A 12,510-nucleotide genomic window follows, 5' to 3' on the forward strand; every position below is an offset into this window, starting at 1 on the left:
GCTATTGGTGATATAAGCCAAATGCTTTATAACAAATAGAAATAGATAACCTTAAGGAATACCATGCCTAGAAGAACCAAGATTGTCGCGACGTTAGGTCCGGCAACTGATGACAGAAACGTATTAAAACAAGTATTAGCTGCAGGTGTAAACGTTGTTAGATTAAACTTTTCTCACGGCATTCCTCAAGATCACATTGATCGCGCAAATACTGTTCGTGAACTATCAAAAGAGTTAGGTATATACGTAGGTATATTAGGTGACTTACAAGGGCCTAAAATTCGTGTATCAACGTTTAAAGATGGTCCAATCAAATTAGCTATTGGTGATAAATTTGAATTAGATGCATCTTTAGCCAAAGGTGAAGGTTGCCAGGAAAAAGTAGGGATTGATTACAAAAAACTTCCACAAGATGTAAGACCTGATGATATTTTGCTTTTAGATGATGGTCGCGTGCAATTACGTGTACTTGAAACTAAAGGACAGTCGGTATTTACTGAAGTAACCGTAGGTGGACCTTTATCAAACAATAAAGGTATTAATCGACAAGGTGGTGGTCTTACTGCACCTGCCCTTACGGATAAAGATAAAGAAGATATTAAATTAGCTGCAAAAATTAATGTTGATTTCTTAGCTGTTTCTTTCCCTCGCGATGCTTCAGATATGCGAGAAGCTCGCTTGTTAGCACAAGAAGCCGGTTGTGACGCGCGTTTAGTCTCTAAAGTTGAACGCGCAGAAGCAGTTAACGATAATGAAGTATTAGATGGTATTATTTTAGCCTCTGATGTAGTTATGGTTGCTCGCGGTGATTTAGGTGTTGAAATTGGCGATGCTGCACTCGTTGGTAAACAAAAACATATTATCGCTCGTAGTCGCCAATTAAACCGTGTTGTTATTACCGCAACACAAATGATGGAAACCATGATCGAACAGCCTATGCCTACACGCGCTGAAGTTATGGATGTAGCGAATGCGGTACTTGATGGCACAGACGCTGTTATGCTTTCAGCCGAAACAGCTGCGGGTAAATACCCTATTGAAACGGTTAAAGCGATGGCAAGTGTGTGTATTGGCGCTGAGAAAGAAAGCTCTGTTACTACGTCAAAGCATCGTGTTGAAGCAATCTTCACTGAAGTTTCAGAAACTATTGCTTTGTCTGCTATGTATGCTGCCAATCACTTAGATGGTGTAAAAGCAATAATTGCACTGACTGAGTCTGGCCATACCACAAAAATTATGTCTAGAATTTCATCTGGCTTGCCAATATTTTCATTATCTCGACACAGTAAAACTTTAACTAAAACGGCTATTTATCGTGGCGTATATCCTGTAGCTTATGATTCTACTGTTGCTGTAAATGCTGAAAAAATGGCACAAGATGTATTGTCTGCTGTTGTTAAAGGCTCTGAATTAGTTGTTGGCGATAAAGTTATTTTAACCCACGGTGATTTAATGGAAACCGTTGGTGCTACTAATACACTGAAAGTACTTACGTTAACTAAAAAACATTTTGCTTAATATACCTATTTAAAAATGGTATATCGGTAACTTGTGATATTGTTAATGACGATAAATAAAATAGGCAGTGTTTAAACACTGCCTATTTTTTTATCGCTATTTAATAGCTTTTCTCTCAGTTGTTGTCGTGCTTATTCATTAATAAAAGAGGCGAATTAAATACCTACTTAAAATAACTGCATAGATAAATACACAGATAATTACCGAGATGACTAAACGGCTGAGTACACTCCCTATTTATCTGATTAATAAAATAAAAGTTTTGACTAATCATGAGCCATTAAGTATTCCAGATCGCCTATCACTTTATTAAGTTTTTTGTTTATTCGTTTTCGTTGTTTATCACTAATTGTACTCACCATGTAGACAAAAATTTCAGCAAAAACCTTACTGTTGTTCTCTGTAATTTCGTTTAGTTGTTCGTCTCTTAAACTTCTTCCGTTGACAAATAAGCGATAAAATTCAAACTTGAATTGATGTTCAGGTAAGTCACCATTTAAAAGTTGAGCAAACTCATTACTCCAACGTTGACGATAAGCCATGCGAGTCATAAAAGATTGTTGATACTTTTTACTCATTTTGGTTACTTGCGCTTTCTGTTCTGAACTTAGCTTGCCAAACCATGATTTGAGCTGGTCTATTTGCTCATCACTTCGCTCTTCATGCCAATCTTTATCATTTAAATTTTCATAATCGTCGATATTATCTTGGTTATTTTCGGTTAATGCGGTTAATAACTGCTGCTTTTGACTCTTAGATAAACCAAAAGCTAAAGGTTGTAATTTAGGCTCTGCAGCAATTAAAAAGTTTTGCCAATGTTGTAACAATTGATCGAGGTTATTGCTAACCTGTTCAGGACTCATTTCACTATTAATGAGTAATTTAATGTCATTAAGTTGCTTTAAATATAAAGGCAGCTGTGTTTCTCTATGCCATAGATGAAGTCGCTCAAATTCTTCATCAAATATTTTTTGTTGTTGCTCGTTTAGCGTTATATAGTCGTCCAGATACCAATTAGTCCACCAATCTAAATGATTATATATAAACCGGAAACTACAGCCAGAAACAAGTACAGCTAGAACTAAGCAAATGAGTATTGATTTTATTCTTAACATTTTGTTAATCCTTTTGTTTTAGTTTTTGTAGAGATACGTTTATGCATAAATAAAGATCATTATTAAACTTAAATCCTGCTAAATCGTTTAAATTCAAATCTAACATTTAAATTTTTCGCATCAACTAGAAACGATTAGGAACAATAACATTGCGCTGATCATCAATGAAATTTATTTAATACCTTATTTAATGCAACGGATGACGAAGTAACCGTTTCCCTAGTATATCGTCTATGAATTATTACCTATAACGCATAACTCATCGGCACCTTCGCTCATAGTCATATTTTCCTTTATATCGACTGTAAAGGTTAACTCAAACTTTTCATAGCGCTTAGTCAACGGAAGCCATTAGCAAATATTAAACACCCTAGAATGACAAACGCCCAGCGTTAAATGCTAGGCGTTTATATTTCATTTATATAAGGTCAAATAGTTAACTAGAGGTTCAACCCGCCGTAAACGATGTTAGCCACTGATCAAATGTATCTGCTGTTTTTTCAATAGTTTGCTTATGTTGATTGTAAAACCATACAGCTATATCAGCTTGCGACAACAAACATTCACTCAGTTTGAAACAAAACATATTGCCTTTGCAATCAGAGGCAAACAAAATATGGTCTTTTGGCATACCACTGAGTTCATATAACTTAGATAATGAATATACGTCTTCAAGGCTGAGAAAATCTTGCACTTGAGTAAACTCGACTGATAAGTCGCATGTTTTTGTCATAACATTAGGAGAATGCAGCAAACCATAATTTAGCAGAAGGTATTTATATGCGTTTGGTAAATTTGCAGCTAACCGTTGTTCAAGTTCGTCAATATCTTCAGCTGCAATCGGTGTCATTTTTTGTCGATTAGAAGAATTGTTGATGAAGTTTTCCATGAAATTATCAATACTCAACACTTAAAACACTCCGCTTAAAAAGGTTTATATAATAGATTTTTAAACTAATAATCAATTGTTCAGTGAACATAATTAAAGTTCAACTGTAATTTGGTCACTGTCGTTATTTTCAGGTTCAATAAACAACCCATATTTTTAATTAACGACATTTAAACCAAGGCTTTGTTATATAAATAATCTTTAAAATTAAGTGGTAACAGATTTTTTCACTTTTTCTTTATAACTTCGACTAACTTTCAACTCTTTACCATTTGACATAACTAAGTAATATTCACCATTAAGTTGACTGCAAAACTTATCAACATAACTTTTATTGACTATGGTGGAGCGGTGGCTTCTCAAAAATCGTCTGGGGTCTAACACTTCTTCGAGTTGCTTCATGGTTTTACGTAAAATATGAGTATTATCATGCGTATGAACACACATATAGTCGCCAGCAGCATCTATCCATAAAATGTCTTTTACTGGTACCCTACTAACTTCACCTGCATCTTTTATCGCAAGTACATCAGAGTAGCTTGATATACTAACAGGTTCATTGTTTTCTAGTTCTTGGAGGATTTTTTCACAATCATTACCCGTAACATCACTAACAAGTCTTACGAGTTTAGATTTATGCTTCGCGTTGACTTCACTGCTGATGTTCTGACGAATTTTATCTAAAGTTTGTGCAAGTCGTTGTTCATCGGCAGGCTTTAGTAAATAGTCTTGTGCATGTACTTCAAAAGCTTGCATAGCATATTGATCGTAAGCAGTAACAAATACCACCATAGGCAAATCCAAACCTTGATCCAATATAGCCTCAACCACTCCAAAGCCATTCAAGCCTGGCATTTGAATATCAAGAAATAACAAATCAGGCTGGAAAGTTTTAACCGCCTCTAATGCTTCTCTTCCATTGCTGCACTGTGCAACAATGTTTATATCTGGATGTTCTTGTAAACGAACCGCAAGACCTTTTCTAGCCAAAGGTTCGTCATCAACAATTATTGTGCTGAGTAGCTTGCTCATATTCGGCCGCCAACTTCATAGGGAATTCTTATGCTGATTTTAACACCAGTTGGTACATTGTTGGCAACAACTAAAGAAAAATCATTCTGATACAAGGCTTGTAAGCGTTCTCGCGTATTGACCAAACCTACACCATTTTCTCGAAATAGATTACCATTTTTAATATCTGCACCTGGGCCATTATCAGCCAATTCTATTAGTAAATCGTTACCAAAACGACGTACTGATATATTGATGGAACCACCTTCTTCCTGCACGGCAACAGCATGTTTAATTGCGTTTTCAGCTAGAGGTTGCAGTATCATGCTAGGCACTAAAGCTAGATTACAGTCAGTAGCAACTTCACAAATCACTTGTAAACGTTCTTCAAAGCGTACTTTTTCAATATCTAAATACAGTCTTAATGCTTGTAGCTCACTATCGAGGGTTACCCGCTTCATTGGATCTTTATCAAGTGAATAGCGTAAAAACTCACTTAGTTTAGTCACCATACCATTAGCTGTTTTATTTTCTTCGACCAAAATTAACGTTGATATAGCATTTAGGGTGTTAAACAAAAAATGTGGATTTAACTGATAACGCAACATTTTTAATTGGGCTTGATGAGCAACATTATTGGCACGCAATACGTTTTGCTTTTCTTTTTGCAGCATTTGATAGTACTTAGTACCAAAGTATAAACCACTCCAGCTTAAAATAATGAAGAAAGAGAGGAGACTGTTTTTGGTGTAATAAAGCCAAAAATCAGGTCTGTAACCGTGCTTGTATATTTCCCAGTAATTAATATTTTTAACTACCTGCCAAAGCACCCCCGTACAATAGGAAGTTAAAATAACCACGAAGGCTATTTTTAACGGGGTAAAATTCCAGACACGACGATATATATATCTAAGAGGAGCAGTAAACAACCAACCCGCATAGGCATTTAATAAAATAATAACAAGGAAAATATCGCGTAAATCATGCAGCAAAGAACCTAGGTAATGTACCAAGGCAAAGCCACACCAACCAGCAGTGTGTACTAGCCAAAATAAGCGATTTCTATTTTCTATAAATTCTTTCCAATTCACATAAAAGACCTATTAGTGAGATTAGGGTAATTATGCGCTATGCAACTTACTCTCGCACTACCACTAGTCTTAAGATTAATACGGCTTATCTCATTTGATCTAAAATCGTATTTGCTTGTGAATAACAGACCGATAATAACGACATCTGATTTTCAGCTAAAATTTTGTAGCTTTGCTGCTTGTTAGCTTGATATTTAGTGAAATACCACAAGTAATTGACTAATATGGATAAATCATAGTAACACGTAACCGCATCACTGGATATATTTGCCTCAAACTGGCCGACACCTAGTATATTGTCGACAATTTCTGATAGGTTCTCGCAGTTGTTTGCACTACTTTTGTGTTGCAGGCCAAATAAATTAAATGTTTTAATTTTATTACGCTCAATCTCATTAACGGCCAATAACATTGCAATATCATATTCTCTGGGAGCAATACATGCACATTCAAAATCGATTAATTGATATAAAGCTGTCGAACTTTTATGCTCACTTTTTATTCGCATCGCATTAGCGAAATTAGCATCTCCATGGCACAACACCTTTTCGCTACTTAGCACTATATTAGTTATCTTACTTAAATTATGTTTTAACACCGCTAATAACGAATCTAGGCTATGTTTTAATGTTTCATCGCACTCTAAGTTGGTTAATAACGGCTTAATAGTGGTAAGAATATCTAAGGTGGGTATTGGCTGAGTTGTTGTTATTTGATCATCATTCGGTAGATTTAACCCTACTGATTTTTCAAGGCCAAAATGTTGGGTATTTGATTGCTTGTAATCAATAGTATGGCAGCGTGATATCAGCGCTAGCATAATGGCTATTTTTTCACTTTCGCTTACTGGTGCAGTATTTAAGCCCTCACCGACTATAAATTCGGTTATTAACCAGTTATGCCCTACATAAATTAAATCAGGTGATATACCTTGCGTAGCAGCTAGCTGAGCAACGGTTGCCTCAACGCTTTTAGAGTCGAGATACTTCGCGAAATATTTATTATTGTTATAAGCAACACAAAAACAAGGCTGACTTAACCCTGCTGCAATTATACTGATGTCATCTGCCCTAAGGTTTTTAAAACAAGGCAGCTGACATAGTTTTTGAATTAGAATTTGTTGATCCATGGTTATGAGCTCACATTCAAAGTAGATCTTGCTGTTTACTCAATTTATGTACTACTTAGCTGATAACTGAATTATTCATACAAATTTCGTCATGTTGTTGACGAAATTGCATTTTATAATACTTACGCCACTGCCAATAACCATAAATAGAAAATATAACGAATCCAGCAAATAAAGCAGCCGTTGGTAGCAAGCCTTTTTCAATATAAAGATAAATTGAAACTATATCTATAACAATGAAGTAGAGCCAATTCTCTATAACTTTTTGGGTAATTAAGTAAGTAGCAAATACTGAGAAAACCGTTGTAGCGCTATCAAGATACGGAAAATGTGCAGGAGTATAGTTTGCCATTAACCAACCCAAAGCTAAAGACACTAAAGCCAAGCTCACAATTATCAGGCTATGTCGCTTTAACGACCACTGACTATAGAGTAATGCTTTTGTTAATGTTTGATTTGTTGATTCAGTATTTTTATGCCAACAAAACCAACCATATAGCGCCATTAGTAGGTAATACAGCTGTAACAGGCTGTCCATCCACAAATACACGTTATAAAAAATAACTGTATATAATATGGTGCTAACTATGGCCGCTGGCCAACACCAAATATTTCCTTTTGCAGCTAACACAACATAGAGCACTGATGTTAATACCGCGAGTAACTCGAATAATGGCAAGGTAGTGAAATAATGAATAATCTCACTTGTTGCGCTCATTGAACTGTCCATTAAGACTCAGCTTCTACTTCAGAGCGGTCACCGCCAATAAATTTACAAATAAAAACAGCAGCATTCAGCTTTTGGTGTACATGCTTTATTTCAGTCATCACATGAGAGGTAGCAAGATCGTAGTCTCCAAATACTTGCGTGCTCATACCATTCGTTACAACCGTTAAGCCTTCAACTAAACGCAAACGTTTAATAAACGCCCAAATTTCTGTTTTAAACTTTTCTTCCGCCAATGGGTATAAGCTAATTTCAATTGATATTTTCATAATTACTACTTAATCATATTTAAATAAGGAGCACGCTAACCTTGATAAATGCGTGCTCGAGATAAGCTGTAAATCCAACTTATAGCAATTATTGCTAGATAAAAGCTAATAAATTGCAATACGTTGTAAGTTATAGCGTTTAAAAGTTGTAGTCAAATGTTGCGCCAAAAACTGCAGGTTCAGCCAATTGATAGTATGCTTTTGCCGTGTATTCATCTCGTGGATCATTACCAAAATAAAAGCCACGTGTTGCATACGTTTCATCAAATAAATTACGTGCCCATAATTTTACTTGCCAATCATCTTTAGTGTAACTAAGAGATAAATTTACAATCTCAATAGCTTCTGACTTTTCTTGATGGGTGTCAGAAAATAGAAACTCATCTTTACCGTCAACTGAAATATTTAATAGTAAATGATCTGACAGTTGATAATTCAAACCAAGGTTGAATTGATAACTTGGCGCATGCGCTTGTTCGTCTCCTGATTTATCATTACCATCTGAATCAATAAAACCTTTATATTCAGTATCTAACAGCCCTAAAGCGCCATAAAGTTCAAGTTCAGGTGTGATTTGCCAGCCAGCTTCTAGCTCTAAACCAAAGTTGGTCCCTGTTGCTGCATTACCTAAATATGAAACAAAGTCTGTACTACCATCTTCACGTAACGCTAAAGAAGAGGTACGCACTTGCATATCGTCTCTGTCCATGTAGAAAATAGCGCTGCGAACATAAGCTTGGTTATTTAATAAATTTACTTTATAACCTAGTTCGTAGTTCCATAAATATTCCGGTGAAAACTCACGTAAATCAGCGGGTAAACTTCCTTCTGTATTAGCACCACCAGCCTTGTAACCTCGATTAATGGAACCGTAAAATAGGTTATTTTTATCCATTTGATAAGACAACACAACTTTACCACCCACCATGGTATCGTTTGGTGAAAACGCTAGCATTTCACTGTCGTTGTAATCCGAGTTTCTTCGCTCTAACCTAAGACCTGTAGTAAGACTTAGCTTTTTATCAAGTTGGCTATCAAACTGAACAAATGCGGCAATATTATCGGTATCAAACGTTGATGTAAAATCAGCAGAAAGGTAAGTATATTTTCTTAATAAATCAGTTTTCTCTTGCTTGAAATACAAGCCTGTTACCCAAGCGGTACTCTTGTTGAAAATTTCTCCACCCGGCTTTGACACAGCTCTTAACTCAGCTGTAGCTGAGGTTTTATCACGAAAATACTGATCTTCTGAGCTATATTCCCAGTCGGGACGTATACCAACAAAAGCCCAATCTTCATCATAACCATAATCTAAAGTTGAGTCTGCGTAGCTAAAAATGCTCTCTAAGGTAAAGTCGTTAAAACCTTGATAAGTAAACGTTGTTGCTAGGGCTTTGGTGTCTTGACGATCAAAACCTGGTTGGTCAGATAATGTTTGACGAGTATTATCAAGTGAGAACGCATCATAACCATTATCAAAATCTGCAACAAAAGTTGTTATATCAATAGTTAAGTCGTCGGTTGCTTGAATAGCCAACTTACCACGCATAGTAAATTCATCGCGATTATTAGTATCGTCACGATTTAAAAAGTCATTCTCGATGAAACCATCGCTACTGTACTGCTCAACCGCCAAACGATAGTTTACTTTCTTTGTTGCCGGCCCTGATAATACCAAACCAGCACTGTAACTATCGTAATTACCAGCAGATAATCTAACTTTACCTTCAAAGGTATCGCTAGGTTTATTTGATGTAATATTTATCATACCCGCCATGGCATTAGCGCCAAAGCGTGTACCTTGCGGGCCACGGTAAACCTCTACTTGTTCAACGTCAAACGTTGACGCTATGCTACCAACACTTGAAAAATCAATACCATCAATAACTAAACCCACAGATGGGTTAATGGGTTCTTTAAATTGGCTACGTTCCCCAATACCACGAATTTGATAATATCGAGCACGTTGCGTACCACTAGAAAAATTAACATTCGGTGTGCGAGCAATAATCTCTTCTAAATTTTGTGCGTTTCGTGCATTAATTTCATCGCTGGCGATAACAGATAAAGAGCTTGCAGTTTTTTGTAGTGATGTTGCACGAAAGTCACCATCAATGGTGATGACTTCTGTTACGGGTGCAGCAATATCATTTGAAGTTTCTTCAGCAAATGTTGTTTGAGCAACAAGGCTAGTGAATATTGCTAAAGCAACAGGTGTTTTTATAAATGTCATTATGATCTCATAAATTCGACTAGGAATACGTTATGGGATCCGGCATATGGGAAGATAGCTTAAGGTGTATAAACTGTATAATTAACAGATACCTCAAGCACAATTCGAGGCAACAAAAGTTAACATACAGAATGGTAATACGATGAGCTTAACCATTCCTACGCCGGTACTATCCGGTTCAGGTTCTAAGGGTTCGCTTCGCATCTCAGCCATTAAAATCGTTAAATTTATCAGGCACCCCTTGGTTCGGTATGCATACTAACAATTTTTACTGGAAAGTACAGAGTAAAAACTTTAAAAGCTACAATTAACTCAGCTTGCTGCCTCTATTGAGTTAAATGATGCTAGCGCACTCACATCTTACAATAGTCGCTTAAATGCCTTAGCAATATTGAGGTTTTATAGATTGATTCGGGTTAACTATGAAGAACAATAGTGAGGAAAAACGAAGGGAAATAACGAGTAATACTACAGCAACTGTTTTGTCTCGCCTGAATATACACTCACCTCTGAGCATAAAAAATAACACAGAGGTGAAAATATAAATTAGATTTTAATCACTACACTTTATGAATCCAGCCGAATTTATCTTCATGCGTACCGTATTGAATTCCCGTTAATTCATCATACAAATGCTTAGATACTGGGCCGGTTTGGTTACTATTAATAATATGTTTATTACCTTTAAAACCAAGTTCTCCAACAGGTGATATTACTGCAGCAGTACCACAACCAAACACTTCAGTTATTTTTCCACTGTCAATATCTGCTAAGATTTCGTTTATATCTAACTTCTGTTCACTTACTTCATAACCAAGCGTAGGGGCTAGTTTTAAAATTGAGTCTCTAGTTATACCCGGTAAAATGCTACCGCTTAACGCAGGGGTTACTATCTTTTTCCCTTCGTAAACAAAGCATATATTCATCGCGCCAACTTCTTCTATATATTGGCCGTTAACTGCGTCTAACCACAACACCTGTGAATAACCAATTTTACTCACTTCTTCAGAGGCTAAAAGACTTGCAGCATAATTTCCACCTGTTTTAGCTTCACCTACACCACCTTTTACAGCACGTCGATATTCGTCAGAAACGAAAACGGCAATTGGGGTTAATCCGCCAGAAAAATAACTACCTGCAGGTCCTGTAATTATAAAGTGACTATAAGCACTACTAGCTCCAAGGCCAAGTTTAGGACTTGTTGCAATCATGGTTGGACGAATATATAAAGAGGCACCCTTTTGATCTGGCACCCAAGCCTTATCAATTTTTACTAATGATTTTATAGCGTCAAGATGTAGAGCTTCATCTACTTCTGGCATAACCATACGTTTTGCTGAGCGATTAAATCGTTTTATATTTTCTTCAGGACGAAATAAATTAATACCACCGTTAACATCTTTATATGCTTTTAAACCTTCGAATATTTCTTGGCTGTAATGAAAAACTGCCGCTGATGGATCAAGTGAAAGTGGACGATAAGGGCCAATATTTGCATCATTCCAACCGTTATCTTGGTCAAAATTTTGTAGGAACATATGATCAGAAAATGTTACGCCAAAACTGTATTCTTCAGGGCAGGCATTACATTGTTCTATCGGTAGAGAATTTATTTTTATCATCATTTATACGCTCATTTTAATAAAGTAATATTTCAAATATTGTATGGTTAGCAAACTAGGCTATTGCTTCAGCGAGACGTTAACATAGGCAACGAACTTTCTATTAAGTCATGTCATTTTATTTAACTATTTTCGGAGAAATCACTCAAGCATAATGTTCCAATTTTTCGTAAAGTTTTTAAACTACGAACTTTTTATAATTCTATCACTTGGAATATACGCTAAATCAGCGCTTATTTGGCAAATATAAAGTAAATTTATGTAATTAAATTGCGATTAAATCGGAACAATTATTTTGCACCATCACTTTATTGGAATCACTATGGTTTTTTCTTGAATAATTAAAAATAAGCATAGACATTGCAATGTTGATTAGTGCCTGCAGCCTAAAAGCTTATTTACTGTTAAGTTTATTGTTTCAGGCTGATATTTTTTATGACTACTTCTCTGAAATAATCCGTATTTCAGGTTATTCATAATGGTTTAAGGCAATAGCTAGAGATAATGACTAAAGATCGAAGCTAAATTAGCTAATATTTAGCATTTTACCCAAAGGTTCTCCGCCTACTAAATGTAGGTGGATATGATAAACTTCTTGGCCACCATGTTGATTGCAGTTCATGATCAAACGGTACCCGTCTTCTGCAATACCCTCTTCTTTTGCCAGTTTTTTAGCAACACTAAACATACGACCTATGGTCAACTCGTCTTCTTGTTCAATATCATTAGCTGTGGCAATGAGTTTATTTGGGATCACCAAAATATGACTTTTGGCTTGTGGAGAAATATCGCGAAATGCAGTTACTAGATCATCTTGAAAAAGTAATGGGGTTGGTATTTCCTGGCGAATAATTTTAGAAAATATAGTTTCTTCTGGAGAGTTTATGTCGGCCATCAGATTATCTC

11 protein-coding genes and 1 riboswitch are annotated in these 12,510 nt (G+C 35.9%); of the genes, 1 reads left to right on the top strand and 10 read right to left on the bottom strand.

What is annotated here, in order from left to right:
• The first annotated feature begins 63 nt into the window (after nt 1–63).
• Nucleotides 64–1,518: a pyruvate kinase gene (pyk, locus tag B6A32_RS10350; RefSeq protein WP_085303646.1), complete on the top strand. Its 1,455-nt coding sequence runs from the start codon at nt 64–66 to the stop codon at nt 1,516–1,518.
• A 266-nt stretch (nt 1,519–1,784) separates the two neighbouring features.
• On the opposite strand, the gene B6A32_RS10355 is transcribed toward pyk, so the two are convergent.
• From B6A32_RS10355 to B6A32_RS10400, 10 genes are all read right to left on the bottom strand, one after another.
• Nucleotides 1,785–2,633: a DUF6279 family lipoprotein gene (locus tag B6A32_RS10355; RefSeq protein ID WP_085303648.1), complete on the bottom strand. Its 849-nt coding sequence runs from the start codon at nt 2,631–2,633 to the stop codon at nt 1,785–1,787.
• A gap of 448 nt (nt 2,634–3,081) precedes the next feature.
• On the bottom strand, nt 3,082–3,543 hold the full coding sequence (locus B6A32_RS10360) for an SMI1/KNR4 family protein (RefSeq protein ID WP_233131382.1): 462 nt from the start codon (nt 3,541–3,543) through the stop codon (nt 3,082–3,084).
• Between the two features lie 186 nt (nt 3,544–3,729).
• Nucleotides 3,730–4,554 carry a LytR/AlgR family response regulator transcription factor gene (locus tag B6A32_RS10365; RefSeq protein WP_085303652.1) on the bottom strand — a complete coding sequence of 275 codons (825 nt, stop codon included), beginning with the start codon at nt 4,552–4,554 and terminating at the stop codon, nt 3,730–3,732.
• Nucleotides 4,551–5,624 carry a sensor histidine kinase gene (locus tag B6A32_RS10370; RefSeq protein WP_085303654.1) on the bottom strand — a complete coding sequence of 358 codons (1,074 nt, stop codon included), beginning with the start codon at nt 5,622–5,624 and terminating at the stop codon, nt 4,551–4,553. Before B6A32_RS10370 ends, B6A32_RS10365 begins: the two co-directional genes overlap by 4 nt.
• Nucleotides 5,625–5,709: 85 nt before the next feature.
• The gene (locus B6A32_RS10375) at nt 5,710–6,753 is read right to left on the bottom strand and encodes a phosphotransferase (protein ID WP_085303656.1); all 1,044 of its coding nucleotides are present in this window, start codon (nt 6,751–6,753) and stop codon (nt 5,710–5,712) included.
• 55 nt (nt 6,754–6,808) lie between these two features.
• Nucleotides 6,809–7,471 (bottom strand): nicotinamide riboside transporter PnuC, encoded by a 663-nt coding sequence (gene pnuC / locus B6A32_RS10380; protein WP_085303871.1) that lies wholly within the window; start codon nt 7,469–7,471, stop codon nt 6,809–6,811.
• A gap of 11 nt (nt 7,472–7,482) precedes the next feature.
• Complete coding sequence (locus tag B6A32_RS10385) at nt 7,483–7,749, bottom strand: hypothetical protein (RefSeq protein WP_085303658.1); 267 nt, start codon at nt 7,747–7,749, stop codon at nt 7,483–7,485.
• 139 nt (nt 7,750–7,888) lie between these two features.
• The gene (locus tag B6A32_RS10390) at nt 7,889–9,982 is read right to left on the bottom strand and encodes a TonB-dependent receptor (protein ID WP_085303660.1); all 2,094 of its coding nucleotides are present in this window, start codon (nt 9,980–9,982) and stop codon (nt 7,889–7,891) included.
• A 138-nt stretch (nt 9,983–10,120) separates the two neighbouring features.
• Nucleotides 10,121–10,234, bottom strand: a riboswitch (TPP riboswitch).
• 308 nt (nt 10,235–10,542) lie between these two features.
• On the bottom strand, nt 10,543–11,607 hold the full coding sequence (locus B6A32_RS10395; RefSeq protein WP_085303662.1) for a branched-chain amino acid aminotransferase: 1,065 nt from the start codon (nt 11,605–11,607) through the stop codon (nt 10,543–10,545).
• Between the two features lie 523 nt (nt 11,608–12,130).
• Complete coding sequence (locus B6A32_RS10400) at nt 12,131–12,499, bottom strand: HIT domain-containing protein (protein WP_085303664.1); 369 nt, start codon at nt 12,497–12,499, stop codon at nt 12,131–12,133.
• Between the last annotated feature and the right edge of the window lie 11 nt (nt 12,500–12,510).

The organism is Colwellia polaris (genome assembly GCF_002104515.1).
GTDB classification, from domain to species: domain Bacteria; phylum Pseudomonadota; class Gammaproteobacteria; order Enterobacterales; family Alteromonadaceae; genus Cognaticolwellia; species Cognaticolwellia polaris.